The 17,943-nt window shown below is 72.9% G+C and carries 14 protein-coding genes; 8 read left to right on the top strand and 6 right to left on the bottom strand.

Annotated features, from left to right (window positions below; translation table 11 throughout):
* Nucleotides 1-12 precede the first annotated feature (12 nt).
* From IF43_RS0119680 to IF43_RS0119665, 4 genes are read left to right on the top strand one after another with little or no spacing between them, the layout of a single operon-like run.
* A complete protein-coding gene (locus tag IF43_RS0119680; protein ID WP_030202115.1) occupies nt 13-1,092 on the top strand; it encodes a substrate-binding domain-containing protein in 1,080 nt (359 codons plus the stop codon).
* A 13-nt stretch (nt 1,093-1,105) separates the two neighbouring features.
* Entirely contained in the window at nt 1,106-2,335 is a 1,230-nt protein-coding gene (locus tag IF43_RS0119675) for a toxic anion resistance protein (protein WP_051795648.1), read from the top strand.
* Nucleotides 2,332-3,921, top strand: coding sequence for a VWA domain-containing protein (locus tag IF43_RS0119670; RefSeq protein WP_030202110.1), 1,590 nt, complete (start codon nt 2,332-2,334; stop codon nt 3,919-3,921). The genes IF43_RS0119675 and IF43_RS0119670 overlap by 4 nt, the downstream gene beginning before the upstream one ends.
* On the top strand, nt 3,908-4,543 hold the full coding sequence (locus tag IF43_RS0119665; RefSeq protein WP_199922747.1) for a hypothetical protein: 636 nt from the start codon (nt 3,908-3,910) through the stop codon (nt 4,541-4,543). Before IF43_RS0119670 ends, IF43_RS0119665 begins: the two co-directional genes overlap by 14 nt.
* A 196-nt stretch (nt 4,544-4,739) precedes the next feature.
* On the opposite strand, the gene IF43_RS0119660 is transcribed toward IF43_RS0119665, so the two are convergent.
* The gene (locus IF43_RS0119660; protein ID WP_030202104.1) at nt 4,740-6,566 is read right to left on the bottom strand and encodes a phosphoenolpyruvate carboxykinase (GTP); all 1,827 of its coding nucleotides are present in this window, start codon (nt 6,564-6,566) and stop codon (nt 4,740-4,742) included.
* Between the two features lie 386 nt (nt 6,567-6,952).
* Between IF43_RS0119660 and IF43_RS0119655 the strand changes: the two genes are divergently transcribed.
* The gene (locus tag IF43_RS0119655; RefSeq protein ID WP_107048536.1) at nt 6,953-7,573 is read left to right on the top strand and encodes a hemolysin III family protein; all 621 of its coding nucleotides are present in this window, start codon (nt 6,953-6,955) and stop codon (nt 7,571-7,573) included.
* 107 nt (nt 7,574-7,680) lie between these two features.
* On the opposite strand, the gene IF43_RS0119650 is transcribed toward IF43_RS0119655, so the two are convergent.
* Nucleotides 7,681-9,726 carry a thioredoxin domain-containing protein gene (locus tag IF43_RS0119650; RefSeq protein WP_030202099.1) on the bottom strand — a complete coding sequence of 682 codons (2,046 nt, stop codon included), beginning with the start codon at nt 9,724-9,726 and terminating at the stop codon, nt 7,681-7,683.
* A 337-nt stretch (nt 9,727-10,063) separates the two neighbouring features.
* On the opposite strand from IF43_RS0119650, the gene IF43_RS0119645 reads away from it, so the two are divergent.
* Nucleotides 10,064-13,528 (top strand): ATP-binding protein, encoded by a 3,465-nt coding sequence (locus IF43_RS0119645; protein WP_030202097.1) that lies wholly within the window; start codon nt 10,064-10,066, stop codon nt 13,526-13,528.
* An 81-nt stretch (nt 13,529-13,609) separates the two neighbouring features.
* Here the strand turns inward: IF43_RS0119645 and IF43_RS0119640 are convergent, their stop codons facing one another.
* Both IF43_RS0119640 and mca read right to left on the bottom strand, forming a co-directional pair.
* On the bottom strand, nt 13,610-13,849 hold the full coding sequence (locus tag IF43_RS0119640; protein WP_199922746.1) for a hypothetical protein: 240 nt from the start codon (nt 13,847-13,849) through the stop codon (nt 13,610-13,612).
* Nucleotides 13,842-14,723 carry a mycothiol conjugate amidase Mca gene (gene mca / locus IF43_RS0119635; protein WP_030202090.1) on the bottom strand — a complete coding sequence of 294 codons (882 nt, stop codon included), beginning with the start codon at nt 14,721-14,723 and terminating at the stop codon, nt 13,842-13,844. Before mca ends, IF43_RS0119640 begins: the two co-directional genes overlap by 8 nt.
* Nucleotides 14,724-14,883: 160 nt before the next feature.
* On the opposite strand from mca, the gene IF43_RS0119630 reads away from it, so the two are divergent.
* Together IF43_RS0119630 and greA are read left to right on the top strand one after the other, a co-directional pair.
* Nucleotides 14,884-15,312, top strand: a complete 429-nt coding sequence (locus IF43_RS0119630; RefSeq protein WP_030202089.1) for a DUF4307 domain-containing protein — start codon at nt 14,884-14,886, stop codon at nt 15,310-15,312.
* A 144-nt stretch (nt 15,313-15,456) separates the two neighbouring features.
* Complete coding sequence (greA, locus tag IF43_RS0119625) at nt 15,457-15,954, top strand: transcription elongation factor GreA (RefSeq protein ID WP_030202087.1); 498 nt, start codon at nt 15,457-15,459, stop codon at nt 15,952-15,954.
* 75 nt (nt 15,955-16,029) lie between these two features.
* Here the strand turns inward: greA and IF43_RS0119620 are convergent, their stop codons facing one another.
* Entirely contained in the window at nt 16,030-16,884 is an 855-nt protein-coding gene (locus IF43_RS0119620) for an ABC transporter permease (protein WP_030202085.1), read from the bottom strand.
* Nucleotides 16,881-17,909, bottom strand: a complete 1,029-nt coding sequence (locus tag IF43_RS0119615) for a daunorubicin resistance protein DrrA family ABC transporter ATP-binding protein (protein WP_030202082.1) — start codon at nt 17,907-17,909, stop codon at nt 16,881-16,883. Before IF43_RS0119615 ends, IF43_RS0119620 begins: the two co-directional genes overlap by 4 nt.
* Between the last annotated feature and the right edge of the window lie 34 nt (nt 17,910-17,943).

Genomic DNA, 17,943 nt, shown 5'->3' with positions numbered 1-17,943 from the left:
CACGCTGCCCCCGTGAGACGCATCCTGGGAATCGCCCTGGCGGTCGTACTGATCGGCGGCGTCGTGGCCGCCGTCGTCGCGGGCCGCGGAGGTCAGGGCACGAACGGCACGGCAACGAAGACCGTGCACGGTGTGATCGGGTCGGAGAAGGCCGAGTTCTTCGACGATCCCGACGTGGTCACGGCCCTCGCGGCCGCCGGCTGGAAGGTCCAGACGGAGACCTCCGGGTCCTGGGCGATGGACCGGCTCCCCCTCAAGGACTACGACTTCGCCTTCCCCTCCAGCCAGGCCCCGGCCGAGGAGATCCGGGCCAAGTCCGACCTGAAGACGACGCCCGTCCGCCCCTTCTACTCGCCGCTGGTCGTGGTCGCGCACAGCGCCGCCGCCAAGGTCCTGGCCGACAACGGCCTGGCACGGATGACCGGCGCCAAGTCCGGGACCCTCCTGATGGACCCGTACCTGAAGGGCGCCGCCGCCGACCGCAACTGGTCGCAGCTGAAGGGCGCGCCGGCGCACGCCGAGCTCAGCGGCTCGGTCTTCATCACCACCACCGACCCGTCCGCATCCAACTCCGGCGCCCTCTACCTGGCGCTGACCTCCTTCGTCGCCGAACACCGCAAGGTCGTCTCGGACGCCGCCGGCATCGACCGCACCGCGCCCCTGCTGCACAAGCTCGTCTCCGCGCAGGGCGCCCAGCAGACCGGCACCGACGCCCCCTTCCGGGACTTCATCAGCGGCGTCGGCAACCCGCTCGTCCTCGTGTACGAGTCCCAGGTGGCCTCGCTGCTGCTGCAGAAGCAGGACACCGGCGACCTCGTGGTCCTGTACCCCGACACCACGGTCTACAGCGACCACACCCTCGTACCGCTGACCGCCGACGGCGAGGCCCTCGGCAAGCTGCTCGGCACCGACAAGCGGCTGCGCGAGCTGGCCGTGCGCCACGGCTTCCGCCCGCAGGGCGCGCGCGCCGAGTTCACCTCGGCCACGAAGCCGTACTCCGACTACCTCAACCAGACGCTGGCCGGCATCGGCCAGGCACCTGTGCCGACCGCCGGGATCCTGCGCCGGATGGCGCAGCGGGCCCGCGGCTAGGGGGAAACGAACCATGACCGAGAACATCCACACGGGCGGCCAGGGGCTGCTCGAACCGCCCTCCCCCCTGGTCCTGACCGCGCCGGAGCCGGTGGCACCGGTCCGCAAGGAGCAGGCCGCCGGGCTCGTACCGCTGCAGGACGGCGTGCGCGACGAGATGGCCCGCCGGGCCGGCGAGTACGTCGGATCGCTGACCGGGCTCGACCCGCGCTCCCCCGAGTTCGCCGGCCGCGTCGGCGAGATCGCGGGCCTGGGCGCGGGCGAGATCCGCAGCGCCGCGGGCCAGTCCAACCGGATGCTCGACCGCGCCGTACGGTCCCTCGGCAGCGGCGCCGCGGGCGGCGGCGAGGCCGCCGACGCGCAGAGCCGGGTGGCCGGCTCCCTGGTCGAGCTGCGCCGCACGGTCGAGGACCTCGACCCGCGCGAGAGCGCCGGCAAGGGGCTCGGCAAGCTGCTCTCCAAGCTCCCCGGCGGCAACCGCTTCCGCGACCACGTCGCGAAGTACGCCTCCTCGCAGGCCACCCTGACCCGCATCGTCGGCGCCCTGCGCGGCGGCCAGGACGAACTGCGGCGCGACAACGCGGCCCTGCACACCGAGCGCACCCACCTGTGGGAGACCATGGGCAAGCTCCAGGAGTACGCGGTCCTCACCGAGGCCCTGGACGCGGCCGTGGAGCAGCGCGTCGCCGAGGTGGCCGCCACCGACCCGGAGCAGGCCGAGGCGCTGCGCGCGGACCTGCTCTTCCCGGTCCGGCAGAAGCACCAGGACCTGCTCACCCAGCTCGCGGTGTGCGCGCAGGGGTACCTGGCCATGGACGTCGTACGGCGCAACAACGACGAGCTGATCAAGGGTGTGGAGCGGGCCGCGACGACGACGGTCTCGGCGCTGCGGATCGCCGTGATGCTCGCCGGCGCGCTGGACCACCAGAAGAAGGTCGTCGAGCAGGTCAACGCCCTGCGCGGGACGACCGAGCAGCTGATCCTGGGCAACGCGCGGATGCTGGAGTCGCAGACCGGCGAGATCCAGCGGATCGCCGCCGACCCGGCGGTGGGCGCGGAGACGCTGCGGACCGCGTTCGGGCAGATCTACGCGACGCTGGACGCGATCGACACGTACAAGGCCCGGGCGACGGAGTCGATGGCCACCACGGTCGACTCGCTGACGGTGGAACTCCGCTCGGCGACGGCGTACTTGGAGCGCAGCCGGTCGGCCGGCGTCCTGGAGGGCGGTGAGGGCCGGTGAAGCACCGCATCTCCGCGGCGCTGGCGGCCGCGGCCCTGCTGGCCGGCGGGCTCACGGCGTGCGCGGGCGGCTCGGACGCCCCCGACGAGAAGAAGACGGTCTACCAGGAGGGCACCCTGCGCGTGCTGGCCTCCTCGGAGCTCTCCGACATGCAGCCGATCCTGGACCGTGCGCGGCAGAAGACCGGCGTCACGGTGACGTTCACCTGGAGCGGCACCCTCGACGCGGCCGACGCGGTGGCGTCGGGGCGGGCGGACGGCGCGTACGACGCCATCTGGCTCTCCTCCAACGACTACCTGCGGCTGCGCCCCGAGACCGCCCCGAAGATCACCGCCGAGACGCCGGTGATGACCTCGCCGGTCGCCTTCGGCGTCAAGCGGGCCACGGCCGCCCGGCTCGGCTGGCAGGACGGCACGGTCACCTGGTCCCAGATCCAGCAGGCCGTCACCCGGGGCGACCTGACGTACGGCATGACGGACCCGATCCGCTCCAACTCGGGCTTCTCCGCCCTGGTCTCGGTGGCCTCGGGGCTCTCCGGCGCACAGGCCGCGCTGACCGACGCGGACGTGCGCAAGGCCACCCCGCCCCTCAAGCAGTTCTTCAAGGGCCAGAAGCTGACCTCGGGCTCCTCCGGCTGGCTCGCACAGGCCTACGCCCGCGGCGGCGCGGTCGACGGGCTGATCAACTACGAGTCGGTGCTGCTGTCCCTCAAGCAGGACCTGACGGTCATCCGCCCCAGGGACGGGGTCGTCACGGCCGACTACCCGCTGACGCTGCTCACCTCCGCCCCGGCGGGCGCGCGAACGTCGATGGGCAACCTCGTCTCCTACCTCCGCTCGCCCGAGGCCCAGCAGGAGATCACCCGGCAGACGCTGCGCCGCCCGGTCGTCCCGGGCGTCCCCCTGGGCCCCGGCCTGCGCTCGGACAAGCGCCGCGAGCTGCCGTTCCCCGGCACCCGCTCCGTCGCCGACGGGCTCCTGTCCTCGTACGAGAACGAACTGCGCCGGCCCTCGCGGACGGTGTACGTCCTCGACACCTCGGGCTCGATGGAGGAGGACAACCGCATCGGACGGCTGCGGGACGCGCTGACGAAGCTGACCGGTACCGGGGACTCCCCGGCCGGCCGGCGCTTCCGGGACCGCGAGGAGGTCACGCTGATGCCGTTCGGCTCGGCGGTGAAGCAGGTCCGCACGCACGTGGTCGACCCCGCCCGGCCGACGGACGCGCTCTCCGCGATCCGCGAGGACGTCGACGGGCTGTCGCCCGACGGCGGGACGGCGATCTACAGCAGCCTGGAGAAGGCCTACGAGCACCTGGGCGGCGACGGCCGCGACGCCTTCACCTCCATCGTGCTGATGACGGACGGCGAGAACGGCGAAGGCGCCAAGGCGGACGACTTCGACGCCTTCTACAGGAAGCTCCCGCCCGCCCAGCGGCACACCCCGGTCTTCCCGATCCTCTTCGGGGACTCGGACCGCTCCGAACTCGACCACATCGCGACCCTCACCGGCGGCCGGCTCTTCGACGCCACCGACGGCGACGGCTCGCTGGACGGCGCCTTCGAGGAGATCCGTGGCTACCAGTAGGGGAACCTCCGGCGGCCGGCCGAACCGGGCCCTGGCCTACCTGGAGTCGAAGAAGAACCTGGCCGGCAGCGCCTGCGGCATCGCCGGCGTGGTCCTCACCTTCACGGGAACGGCGGGCACGTACTGGCCCCTGGTCGTCGCGGGCCTCTACGGCGCCGGCGCCCTGCTGGCCCCGCCCGAGCCCCTCCCGCTCCCCGACCTCCCGGACCCCTCCGAGCAACTCGGCACCCTCCGCGAGGACTTCACGAAGCTGCGGGACTACCTCACGTCCTCCGTCGACCTCCCGCCGGCCGCCGGCGGCAAGCTCGCCGAGCTGCTCTCCCTCTACGGGGCCCTCCTGGACCCCGGCTGGGTGGCGGACCTCCTGGCCACCGACCCGGACTCCGTCCACACCCTCTCCCGCGCGGTCTGCCAGGACCTCCCCGAGTCCCTCGACGCCTACCACCGCACCCGCTGGTGGACCCGCCTCAACCCCGGCACCGAGCCCCCGGAGCGCCACCTCGAACGCCAGCTGGGCCTGCTCCACGACGAGGCCGGCCGCCTGGCACGGGAGCTGCGCGAAGTCGAATCCCGCCGCCAGCAGACCCACACGACCTACCTGGAGGACCGCGGCCGCTCGTGACGGCGGCCCCGGGACGGGACCCGGACATGCGCGGTGGCCCGCCCGGTTGTTCGTGCAACCGGACGGGCCACCGCGGTCTGGGGGCAGTGCCACGGGCGCTTCCGCGCCCGGTGTCCCGGGTCCCGGGGACAGCCGGGACCTGGGTCGGTCCCCGGGTCTCGGGGACAGCCGAGACCCGGGGTTGGTTCGCTCGGGATCAGCCGAGGCGCTCCAGGAGGGCGTGGTACTGGTCCCACAGCTCCTTCGGCGTGTGGTCGCCGTAGGTGTTGAGGTGGTCGGGGACCAGGCCGGCCTCCTCGCGCCACACGTCCTTGTCGACGGTGAGGAGGAAGTCGAGGTCCTCGTCGGAGATGTCGAGGCCCTTCAGGTCCAGGGCGGCCTTCGTCGGCAGGACGCCGATCGGGGTCTCGACGCCCTCGGCGGTGCCGTCGAGGCGGCCGACGATCCACTTCAGGACGCGGCTGTTCTCGCCGAAGCCGGGCCACACGAACTTGCCCGCGTCGTTCTTGCGGAACCAGTTCACGTAGTAGATCTTCGGGAGCTTGGACTGGTCCCGGCCCTCGGCGACCTTGATCCAGTGGGCCATGTAGTCGCCCATGTTGTAGCCGCAGAACGGCAGCATCGCGAACGGGTCGCGGCGCAGCTCGCCGACCTTGCCCTCGGCCGCGGCGGTCTTCTCGGACGCGATGTTCGAGCCGATGAAGACGCCGTGGTTCCAGTCGAAGGACTCGGTCACCAGCGGCACGGCGGAGGCGCGGCGGCCACCGAAGAGGATCGCGGAGATCGGGACGCCCTTGGGGTCCTCCCACTCGGGGGCGATCGTCGGGCACTGCGCGGCCGGCACGGCGAAGCGGGCGTTGGGGTGGGCGGCCGGGGCGTCGGACTCCGGGGTCCACGGGTTGCCGCGCCAGTCGATCAGCTCGGCCGGGGGCTCCTCGGTCATGCCCTCCCACCACACGTCGCCGCCGTCCGGGGTCAGCGCGACGTTGGTGAAGACGGTGTTGGCGTACATCGTCTTCATGGCGTTGGCGTTGGTGTGCTCGCCGGTGCCGGGCGCGACGCCGAAGAAGCCTGCCTCCGGGTTGATCGCGTACAGCCGGCCGTCCTCGCCGAACCGCATCCAGGCGATGTCGTCGCCGATGGTCTCCACCGTCCAGCCGGGGATGGTGGGCTCCAGCATGGCGAGGTTCGTCTTGCCGCAGGCGGACGGGAAGGCCGCGGCCACGTAGCGGGCCTCACCCTGCGGCGGCGTGAGCTTGAGGATCAGCATGTGCTCGGCCAGCCAGCCCTCGTCGCGGGCCATGACCGAGGCGATGCGCAGCGCGTAGCACTTCTTGCCGAGCAGGGCGTTGCCGCCGTAGCCCGAACCGAAGGACCAGATCTCGCGGGTCTCCGGGAAGTGCGAGATGTACTTCGTGGTGTTGCACGGCCACGGCACGTCCTTCTCGCCCTCGGCGAGCGGCGCGCCCAGGGTGTGGACGGCCTTGACGAAGAAGCCGTCGGTGCCGAGCTCGTCGAGCACGGCCTGGCCCATGCGCGTCATGGTGCGCATCGCGACGGCGACGTACGCGGAGTCGGTGATCTCGACGCCGATCGCGGACAGCGGCGAGCCGACGGGGCCCATGCAGAACGGGACGACGTACATCGTCCGGCCCTTCATCGCGCCGCGGAAGATGCCCTGCTCTCCCGCGAAGAGCTCCTTCATCTCCGCCGGGGCCTTCCAGTGGTTGGTCGGGCCGGCGTCCTCCTCCTTCTCGGAGCAGATGAAGGTGCGGTCCTCGACACGCGCGACGTCGGAGGGGTCGGAGGCCGCGTAGTAGGAGTTGGGCCGCTTGACCGGGTCCAGCTTCTTGAACGTGCCCGCCGCCACGAGCTCCTCGCACAGGCGCTCGTACTCGGCCTCGGAGCCGTCGCACCAGACCACCCGGTCGGGCTGGGTGATAGCAGCGATCTCGTCGACCCAGGAGACGAGCTCCTGGTGGTTGGTGGGGACGGAAACGGGAGCCGCGTTGTCGCGCGCCACGATTGCTCCTTGTCGAGGGGTTTTTTAGATGTCTGCCCCGTGGGGGCTGCGACCCGGATGCTTCACGTGGGTGCTCATCCGGTGCCGACCGCACTCATCTGATCATCCGTGGCGTGTGCGCATATGTCCAGAGGGCCTCTCACGTGAGCATCACCACTCGTGTCAATCTTCGGCAAAGGGCCCCAAGGGCACGTCAAACGTCCGGCGGCCCCTTCCGCACCCCCCGAGGAACCTACGAACCCGTAGGTAGCATGGACCGCATGACCTCAGACGTCCCGGCCGAGGCCGCCGCCGACAGCCCTGCCGGCTCGGTCGGAAAAGCCGCCGAGGCCGCCACCGACGCCGTCGCGAAAGCCGCCGCCGCACTCCTCCCCACCAAGCCGGTCATGCGGGGCTGGCTGCACGCCGGCATGTTCCCCGCCGTGGTCGTCGCGGGCCTGGCGCTGATGGCCTTCACCGACTCGATGCGCGCCCGCGTCGCCTGCGGCGTGTACGTCCTGACCGCCTGCCTGCTCTTCGGCATCAGCGCCCTCTACCACCGGGGCACCTGGGGACCGCGCGGCGAGGCCGTGCTGCGCCGCCTCGACCACGCCAACATCTTCCTCATCATCGCGGGGACGTACACCCCGCTGACCGTCCTGCTCCTGCCGGCCTCCACCGGCCGGACGCTGCTGTGGGCGGTCTGGCTCGCGGCCGCCGCCGGCATCGCCTTCCGCGTCTTCTGGGTCGGCGCCCCCCGCTGGCTGTACACCCCCTGCTACATCGCGATGGGCTGGGCGGCCGTCTTCTTCCTGCCCGACTTCATGCGGGCCGGCGGGATCGCCGTCCTGGTGCTGGTGATCGTCGGCGGGCTGCTGTACAGCGCGGGAGGGATCATCTACGGGCTCAAGCGCCCCAACCCCTCCCCCCGCCTCTTCGGCTTCCACGAGGTCTTCCACTCCCTGACCCTCGCGGCCTTCATCACCCACTACGTGGGCATCTCCCTGGTCGCCTACTCGCACTCCTGAGGGGCGTCCGGCGCACCACGGCCGGACACCCCTCACGCCCTGCTCCGTCTCCTGGCCCTCCTGGCCACTACTTCCGTCTCCTGGCCGCTACTTCCGTCTCCTGGCCGTCAGGACCGGACCGCGCCGAGCTCGCGCGCCAGCGCCCGGTCGTCGTCGGTCGGCGCGGAGCACACGAAGTGGCGGCACACGTACGCCGCCGGCCGCCCCTCGACGAGCGGGCGGTCGGTGAGCAGCGGGAACTCGTCCCCGTCCGGCTCCCCGACCGCCACCACCGCCCCCGGAGCCGTCCCCAGCAGCGCCGTACGGTGCAGCCGCTCGCGCATCGGATCGTCCGCCGCACCGACGACCGCGACCTCCCGCGGCCCGTCGAGCAGCGCCTCCGCCACCGCCAGGCCCCAGCCGATGAAGCGCGGGGCCCGCGGGCCGAGGGCGTGCACCACGCCCAGCGCCCGCTCCGCCGCCGTCCGGTGCGCCTCCGAGCCGGTGTGGGCGGCGTACGACAGCAGCGCCCCGGCGGCCGCGGTCCAGCCGGCCGGCGCCGCGTTGTCCGTCGGGTCCTGCGGCCGCCGGATCAGCGCCTCGGCGTCGTGCGCGGTGTCGTAGAGCGAGCCGTCCTCCGCGACGAACCGGTCCAGGACCAGGTCGCACAGGAACCCGGCGAACTCCAGCCACACCCCCTCCCCCGTGACCGCCGCGAGCGCGAGGAAGCCCTCCGCCACGTCGCCGTAGTCCTCCAGCACCCCGGCGTTCCCGCCCACGACCCCGTCCTTGCTGGTCCGGGCCAGCCGGGCGCGCCCGGCGCTCGCGTCGAAGTGCAGCCGCACCAGCAGGTCCGCGGCCTCCGTGGCCCGGTCGACGAGGTCCGGCCGGTCGAAGTACGCCCCGCACTCGGCCAGCGCCGCGACGGCCAGCCCGTTCCAAGCCGCCACGACCTTGTCGTCCCGCCCCGGCGCCGGGCGCCCGGCGCGCGCCGCCAGCAGCCGGTCCCGGATGCCCGCGAGGCGCACCCCGTCCACCACGGGCCCGTCCTGCGGGAGCTGGAGCACGGAGGTGCCGTGCTCGAACGTGCCCTCCTCGGTCACCCCGAAGTACGCCATCGCCACGTCGGCGTCCTCGTCGCCGAGCACCTCCCGCAGCTGCGCCGGGCTCCAGGCGTAGTACGCCCCCTCGACGTGCCGGCCGGTGCCGTCGTCGCTGTCGGCGTCCAGCGCCGACGCGAAGCCGCCCTCGCGGGTCCGCAGTTCCCGCACCATGAAGTCGGCGGTCTCCAGCGCCACCCGCCGCGCCAGGTCCGACCCGGTGGCCCGCCACAGGTGGGCGTACACGCGGCACAGCAGCGCGTTGTCATAGAGCATCTTCTCGAAGTGCGGGACCGTCCACGCCCGGTCCACGGAGTACCGGGCGAAGCCGCCGCCGAGCTGGTCGTAGATCCCGCCCCGGGCCATCGCCTCGCACGTGTCGGAGGCCATCTGCAGCGCGCCCTCGGACCCGGTCCGGGCGTGGTGGCGCAGCAGGAACTCCAGCACCATCGACGGCGGGAACTTCGGCGCCCCGCCGAACCCGCCGTGCCGGTCGTCGTACTCGCGCGTCAGCCCGAGCAGCGCCTGCGCCAGCTCCTCCGGCCCCGGCACGCCGGCCTTCCCGTACTCGATCCTGCGCCCGGCCAGGTCCCGCACGATCTTCCGCGCCACCTCGGCCACCTCGGCGGGCCGGCCCACCCAGGCCGTCCGCACGCCCTCCAGCACCTGCATGAAGGACGGCATCCCGTGCCGCGGCTCCGGCGGGAAGTACGTCCCGAAGTAGAAGGGCTCCCCGTCCGCCGTCATGAACACCGTCATCGGCCACCCGCCCTGCCCGGTCGCCGCCTGCACCGCCTCCATGTACACGGCGTCCACGTCCGGCCGCTCCTCGCGGTCGACCTTGATGTTGACGAAGTGCTCGTTCATGTACGCGGCGGTGAGCTCGTCCTCGAAGCTCTCTTTGGCGAGTACATGACACCAGTGGCAACTCGAGTAACCGACACTGAGGTGCACCGGCACGCCCCGCTCCCGCGCCTCCTGGAACGCGTCCGGACCCCACGGCCACCAATCGACCGGGTTGTCGGCGTGCTGGAGCAGGTACGGGGACGTCTCGTGCGCAAGGCGGTTCGGCATACGGCCATCCTCGCCTACGGCGGCGACGGGTCCGCCGCGGCACGGTCGAACCGACTCCGAAAGGACCCGGGCGGAAGCCGTCGCCCTGTAATGGACCGGTCAGCCAGGAGGACTCGCCGACCACGGTCTCGCGACTTAGGGACGCAGGTGGGCTCTGCGGAAGCCGCGTGATCATCAGGGACGCGTGACCGCGACCGCGGACTACCCGCTCCGCGAACCCGCCGAAGCTCTGAAGTTGCTCAACTCCGTTCGCAATCGCAGCCGTTCTCTCGCGCGGAGGGTGATACGGCAGGACACTTGTGCCTCCGGTCTGAGCCTCTCTGACAGGGGGACGCGCATGAGGGACGGTCATCGGAGCGAGGCCGAGCGGGCGTTGGCGCTGGCGGTCGAGGAGGAGGTGCGGCGCTCCGGCGGCCGCATCGAGCAGGGGCCGTTGCTGGCGCGGGCCAGGGCGGCGCTCGACGGGATGGCAGCCGCGGCCGCGCCGGAGTACGAGGCGTACGCCCGGGCACTGGACGAGGCGGCGGACGGGGCGCGGACCCTGGGCGAGTCGTTCCGGCAGCAGGGTGCGCCGACGGCCGTGCTGGTGACGGGCGTCGCGGCGGTGGCGGCCTTCGGCGCGGACCTGGCGTTCGGCCTGGAGGCCGGGGCCGCGCTGGGCGCCGGGGCCGCGGTGGCGGTGGCCGGTGCGGCGGCGACGGTGCTGCGGGTGACGGCCGCGCACTGGCCGGCCGCGCACCGCAGGGCGGGTCGGCTGGGACAGCCGGGCGGGCCGGAGCAGTTGCGGCTGCAGTGGCTGTCGGCGCTGGAGGTACGGGGCATCCGGCCGTTCCTGGAGCAGCAGCGCGCCGTCGCGGCGGCGTCCCGGGCCGCGGCCGGGCCGCTGGCCGGGCCGGGAGGGGGCCGGCTCGCGGGCGGGTCGGCGGCCGCGTCGGGCCGGGCCGGGGGCGGGGCGGCCGGCGTGCCGGGGCAGGTCCGGGCCGGGAGCGGCGGGGCCGGTGCGGGGCGCGGGCGGGTGTCCGCGGGTGCGGCGGGCCCGGGTACCGGGCCGCAGCTGCGGGGTGTGGACCGGAGCGCGGCGGCGCGGCGCAGGAACGTGCTGGCGCAGTCGTTCGGGCAGTTGCCGGAGCCGGCCGGGCCGTTCGTGGGGCGGCGGGCGGAGGTGGCCCGGATCGCGCAGTGGGTCCAGGCCGCCCGGGCGAGCACGGAGACCCGGCCGGTGGTCGTGGTGCTGCACGGCGAGCCCGGGGTGGGCCGCACGGCGCTGGCGGTGCGGGCGGCGCACCACCTGCGGGACCAGTTCCGCGGGGCGTGCGTGGTGGACCTGCGGGGCGGAGCGCTGAGCGGTGAGCGGCCGCTGCCGACGCGGGAGGCGCTGCTGCACCTGCTGAACCGGCTGGGCGCGCCGCGCGAGCAGCTGCTGTTCCGGGAGCGGGCCTCGGCGCAGGCGCAGGTGCGGCGGCTGGGCGAGCTGTACCACCAGCACCTGCGGGGGCTGCCGGTGGCGGTGGTCCTGGACGACGCGGTGGACGCGGCGCAGGTGCGGGAGCTGGTGCCGGAGCGTTCGGACTCGCTGGTCCTGGTGACGGCCCGGGAGCCGCTGGAGCTGCCGGCGGACACGCCGGCGTGGGTGTACCACCTGGAGGTGGCGCCGCTGGCGGCCGCGGACGGGGCGGAGGTGCTGCGGGAGGCGGTGGCGGGCGCGGGCACGAGCGTCTACGACGAGGAGGCGCTGGCCGCGATCCAGCGGTTCACGGCGGGGCTGCCGCTGGCGCTGCGGTTGACGGGTCCGCTGCTGGGGACGCACACGGCGCGCCGGTTCGAGGTGCACCTGCGCGACCGGGTGGGTTCGCTCGACGTGACGGAGCGGGCGCTGGACCTGTCGTACGCACACCTGGCCGAGCCGGTGCGGCGGCTGCTGCGGCGGCTGTCGCTGGCCGGGCGGGCGTCGCTGGGGGCGGCGGCCGCGGCGGCGCTGGCCGAGGTGGCCGAGACGGAGGCGCTGCGGCAGCTGGCGGCGCTGGCCGGGGCGGGTCTGGTCGACCACGTGCGCGGGCAGCGGTACCGGCTGCACGACGCGGTGCGGGCGTACGCGGCGGTGAAGCTGCTGGAGGAGGAGGACCGGGAGGAGATCACGGCGGCGCACGAGCGGCTGATCCGTACGTACGCCCAGCTCGCGGACGCGGTGATCCGGATGGTCGACGGCAAGACCTCCACCCGGGCGGACGGGGTGGCCAAGGGCGCGGTGGGCGGGCACGGGTTCGTGTCGCTGGAGGGCGCGCTGCAGTGGCTGGACGACGAGTCGAGCTTCATCACGGCGGCGCTGCGGCACACGGAGGGGGTGGACCAGGGGGCGGTGCTGGACCTGCTGGGGGCGTTGTGCGACTACTGCCTGCTGCGCGGTGACCTGTACCGGTTGGGGGAGATCAACGAACTGACCCAGGCGCTGGAGGGGGGCCCGGACGCGGACGGGGCGGCGGGTACGGGCCCGGCGGCGGGGGCGGGGACCGGTGGAGGTGCGGGTACCGGGCCGGTGTCGGGTTCCGTGGCGCGGCGGTCGGTGCAGTGGCGTACGGGCATCGCGGCCCGGCAGCTGGGCGAGCTGGACGTGGCGCGCACGACGCTGACCTCGGTCGTGGACTCGTACGTGGAGGCCCACAACGCGTCGGGGGCGGCCCGGGCCATGGTGTCGCTGGGCATCACGCTGCACCACCAGGGGCAGCTGACCGAGGCGGCGACGCGGATCCGGGAGGCGCTGGCGGTGCAGACCGGTCCGGAGCTGGCGGGTGACCGGGCGTGGGCACTGCACGCGCTGGCGGCGGTGGAGCGGGACCGGGCCCGGCTGGCGGAGGCGCTGGCGCTGCTGGAGGAGTCACTGGCGCTGCACAGGGAGAGCGAGAGCCTGCACGGGCAGGCGTGGGCGCACTTCCAGCGCGGCCAGGTCTTCCTGCGGACCGGGGAGGTCGGGCGGGCCGAGGACGACCTGAGGCGGGCGCTGGAGCTTTACGGGCGTACGCACGACGAGCGCGGCGAGGCGTGGGCGCTGACCCAGTTGGCCCGGGCGCGGCTGGTGGCGGGGGACGCGCCGACGGCGGTGGACGGCCTGCGGGAGGCGCTGGTGCGGCACCGGGAGGCGGAGGACGCGCGGGGCGAGGCGTGGACGCAGTACTACCTGGGTCAGGCACTGGAGGAGCGGGGCGATCCGGACCAGGCGGTGCGGGAGCTGGAGCGGGCGCGGACGATGTTCTCGCGGATGCGGGACGTGTACGGGCTCGCGTGCGCGCGGCACCACTCGGGGCGGGTCACGCGCGACATCCGGGCCGCGCAGACCGGCAGCCTGCGCAATTCGGGGTTCGCGCGGCAGTTGCTGACCGACGCGCGGGCGGACTTCCGGCGGGTGGGGGTGGCGCACGGCGAGGGCTGGACGTGCCTGGAGCTGGCGGTGGTGGACGCGGGCAACGGCAAGCCGGCGTCGGCGCTCGGGCTGTGCGACGAGGCGCTGGAGCTGTTCCGCTCGTACGGGGACGCGCGGGGGGCGGACTGGGCCGCGTTCCTGCGGTGCACGCTGCTGCCGTACGTCGACGAGGTCGACGTCGCGCGGGCGGAGCTCGCGGCCCTCGCGGGGGCGGGGCACGGGGCGCGGGACGGGAAGCTGGAGGACTGCCTGGAGGCGTACGGGTTCGTCCTCGACCGGGGGGTCGATCCCGGGGAGGGGTGGCAGGCGTACCGGTTGGGGCTGATCCCCACGCGGCACTCGCGGGAGGTCATGGGCGTGCCGGTGCCGCCGGCCGCGGAGGGGTGACCCTCCGCGGCCGGTCCGCCGTTCGCCGTTTCCCTGGCGCTCCGCCCCGGACCGCGTTACCGGGGCGGGGCCCCGGGAGCGTCAGGCCTTGGTGGGGTTGGCCGGGTCGGTCGAGGGGGCCGGGGACTCCGGGGCCTCGGTGAAGTTCACGCGGCCCATGTGCCGGTTCATGGACTTCATCAGGCCCCACGTCCCCAGCGCCAGCACCGCGAAGACGATGAAGCCCAGGATCCCGGGCGTCACCTTGTTCTTGTCGAAGGTGTCGCCCGCGAGCGGGACGAGCTGGGCCAGGGCTGCGTGAGTAGCGCTCATGTCAGGCATTGTCCCGGATGCCCGCGAAGAGGTCGTCCTCGGGGAGGGTGGTGTCCACGAGGGACTTCGCCAGCTCGTACTCCTCCGTGGGCCAGATCTCCTTCTGGAGCTCCAGCGGCACGCGGAACCAGCCGCCGTCCGGGTCGATCTGCGTGGCGTGCGCGATCAGCGCCTTGTCGCGGATCTCGAAGAAGTCGGCGCACGGGACGTGCGTGGTCAGCGTCCGCTCCTTGCGCTCGAACTCCTTCCAGCGCTCCAGCCACTCCCCGTACGGCGACTCGAGGCCGCGGGCGAGCAGGCCCTCGTGCAGGGCGACGGTGCGGGGCTTGTTGAAGCCCTGGTTGTAGTAGAGCTTCTGCGGCTGGTACACGGGCCCGAACTCGGCCTCGGGGTACTTCTCGGTGTCGGCCGCGCCGTCGAAGGCCACCATCGTGATCTTGTGGGTCATGATGTGGTCGGGGTGCGGGTAGCCGCCGTTCTCGTCGTAGGTCGTGACGACCTGCGGCCGGAACTCGCGGATCTTGCGCACCAGGCGACCGGCGGCCTCGTCGACGTCCTCGAGGGCGAAGCAGCCCTCGGGCAGCGGCGGCAGCGGGTCGCCCTCGGGCAGGCCGGAGTCGACGTAGCCGAGCCATTCCTGGGACACGCCCAGGATCTGGCGGGCCTCGTCCATCTCCTTGCGGCGCACCTCGTGGATGTTCTCCTCGATGTACGCGTCGCCCTGGAGCTTGGGGTTGAGGATGGAGCCGCGCTCCCCGCCCGTGCAGGTCACGACCAGCACGTCCACCCCCTCGGACACGTACTTGGCCATGGTCGCCGCGCCCTTGCTCGACTCGTCGTCGGGGTGCGCGTGCACTGCCATCAGTCGAAGCTGCTCAGTCAAGACTCGATCCTCGCGATTCGAAGCGAAACGTTCGAAAACGTACCCACTGTCCCCCCGCGGAACAGCGGCCTGGGGCTCATGGGAGGCACCGGCGGCCAGCTTCTATAGTGACCGAATCGGGGGACGGAAAATTCCAGGACCCCTGCAGAGAGGAACGATCATGAGCGCGGTGCGCGAGGGCCTGCCCGAGGGGCGGGGCCGCCTGCCGGAGGGCCGCTACGGCCGGACGAAGGACGAGCGCGCCGACCGGAAGCTCAAGATCGTCGGATCGGCGCTGGGCGTGGGCCTGCTGGGTCTGGTCGGCTGGATCGGCTGGGACTACGTGGCGGGCAGCGCGGTGAGCGCCGAGGTGATCAAGTTCCAGGCCTCGGACACCGAGGTCAAGGTCCACCTGGAGGTCCGCAAGGACGCCGAGGTGCGCGGGGTGTGCACCCTCTCCTCGCAGGACCGGGACCACAACGAGGTGGGCCGGAAGGATTACGTCTTCGGCCAGCGGGCAACCCGTATCGACGAGGTCGTCGTACTGAAGACGACCGGCCGGGCCTCCATGGTCGAGCTGGTCGGCTGCCAGGCCGCCACCTCGGGCTGACGCTCCGACCGGGTCGGAGCGAAACATTCCGTCCACCTCGCCTCCTCCCCCTTTTTCCCCCGAATTGTTAGGCTCGTGGTTTCGCCTGGCAGAGCCCTGGCAGAGCGAGGCGCTTTGTTATCCCAGTACCGACGAGGAGCACCTGTGACCCAGACGAGCGAGAGCGTCACCTGGCTGACCCAGGACGCCTACGACCAGCTCAAGGCCGAGCTGGAGTACCTGTCTGGTCCCGCACGCACGGAGATCGCGGCCAAGATCGCCGCCGCCCGTGAGGAGGGTGACCTGCGGGAGAACGGCGGTTACCACGCGGCCAAGGAAGAGCAGGGCAAGCAGGAGCTCCGGGTCCGCCAGCTGACGCAGCTCCTGGAGAACGCCAAGGTCGGCGAGGCCCCGTCCTCCGACGGCGTGGTGGCCCCCGGCACGGTCGTGACGATCGCCTTCGACGGCGACCCGGACGACACGATGAGCTTCCTGCTGGCCTCCCGCGAGTACGCCTCCGCGGACATCGACACCTACTCGCCCCAGTCCCCGCTGGGCCAGGGCGTGAACGGCCGCGCGATCGGCGAGGACGCCGAGTACGAGCTGCCGAACGGCAAGAAGGCCACCGTCAAGATCCTCGACGTCAAGCCGTACACCGGCTGATCCGGCGCCGCCGCGCCCGTACGCAGGCCCCCGCCCGGGACACACGTCCGGGTGGGGGCCTGCGCCGTGCCGGCGTCAGGACGTCGCCGACCGGTACTTGCGCACCGCGAGCGTCCGGAAGACGACGACGATCAGCAGTGACCAGAGGATCGACGCGATCACCGGGTGCTGCATGGGCCAGGCCGGCGAGTCGACCACCCCCGGGTTGCCGAACAGCGTGCGGCCGGCCTGCACGGTGGCGCTGAACGGGTTCCACTCGGCCACGTGCCGGAGCCAGGGCGTCATCTGGGCCGGGTCGACGAACGCGATCGACACGAAGGTCACCGGGAAGAGCCAGATCAGCCCGCCGGAGGTGGCCGCCTCGGGCGTGCGGACGGACAGCCCGATGAGGGCGCCGATCCAGGTGAAGGCGTACCCGAGCAGCAGGAACAGCGCGAAGGCGCCGATCACCTCGATCGCACTGGTGTGGGTGCGCCAGCCGACGAGCAGGGCGACCGCGGCCAGGACGAGCAGGGTGAGCGCGGTCTGGACGAGGTCGGCCAGGGTGCGGCCGGTGAGCACCGCCCCCCTCGCCATGGGCAGCGAACGGAACCGGTCGATCAGGCCCTTGTGCATGTCGTCGGCGATGCCGGCGCCGGCGCCCGCGGTGGCGAACGTGACCGTCTGGGCGAAGATGCCGGCCATCAGGAACTCCCGGTAGACGGCCGGGTCGTTGCTGCCCCCCACCGTCATGGAGCCGCCGAAGACGTAGCTGAAGAGCACGACGAACATCACCGGCTGGATCAGCCCGAACACGATCATCTCGGGGATCCGCGACATCCGGATCAGGTTGCGCTTGGCGACGACGAGGGAGTCCTTGACGGACTGCACGGCGCCGCCGCGCGGCCGGGGGGCGGTGCGGGTGAGGGCGGCGTCGGAGGCGGCGGTCATCGGACGGCCTCCTTCCGCGCGGCCCGGCGACCCCGGTCCTGCTGCCCGTCGACGGGCGCGTCCTCGCCGTTCTCCTCCTCGCCGCGGTCGGCCGCGTGGCCGGTCAGGGAGATGAAGACGTCGTCGAGGGTGGGCCGGCGCAGGCCGATGTCGTCGATCTCGATGCCGCGGACGTCGAGTTCGCGGATGACCTCGGCGAGCAGCTTGGCGCCGCCGGTGACGGGGACGATCAGCTTGCGGGTGTGCGCCTCGACGGTGGTCTCGCCCTTGGCGAAGGCGGCGAGCACGCCGCGGGCGGTGTCGAGGGTGTCGCGCTCGTGGACGACGACCTCGACGCGTTCGCCGCCGGTCCGGGCCTTCAACTCGTCGGAGGTGCCGCGGGCGATGACCCTGCCGTGGTCGACGACGCAGATGTCGTGGGCAAGCCGGTCGGCCTCCTCCAGGTACTGGGTGGTCAGCAGCAGGGTGGTGCCGCCGGCGACCAGTTCCTCGATGACGTCCCACAGGCCCTGGCGGTTGCGCGGGTCGAGGCCGGTGGTGGGCTCGTCCATGAACATCACCGGCGGGCGGACGACGAGGGCCGCGGCGAGGTCGAGCCGGCGGCGCATGCCGCCGGAGTAGGTCTTGGCCGTGCGGTCGGCGGCCTCGGCGAGGTGGAAGCGCTCCAGCAGCTCGCCGGCGCGGGCCTTCGCGGCCTTGGCGCTCATCTGGTAGAGCTGGCCGACCATCTGCAGGTTCTCCCGGCCGGTCAGGTACTCGTCGACGGCCGCGAACTGCCCGGACAGGCCGATCGAGCGGCGGACTTCGTTGGGGTGCTTGAGGACGTCGATGCCGGCGACGACCGCCGAGCCGCTGTCCGGCTTGAGGAGGGTGGTCAGCACCCGGACGGTGGTGGTCTTCCCCGCGCCGTTGGGGCCGAGCAGGCCCAGCACGGTGCCCTCGGGTACGTCGAGGTCCACTCCGTCCAGTGCCCGTACGTCGCCGAAGGTCTTCACCAGGCCTTCGGCGTAGATGGCGCCTCGCATATGGATTCTCCCAGTGCGAATCGGGCGTTCCTAG

The organism is Streptomyces sp. NRRL S-87, assembly GCF_000719335.1.
Lineage (GTDB): Bacteria > Actinomycetota > Actinomycetes > Streptomycetales > Streptomycetaceae > Streptomyces.
The sequence above is the reverse complement of the archived record's forward strand: the minus strand, read 5'-3'. Positions and strand labels throughout refer to the sequence as shown.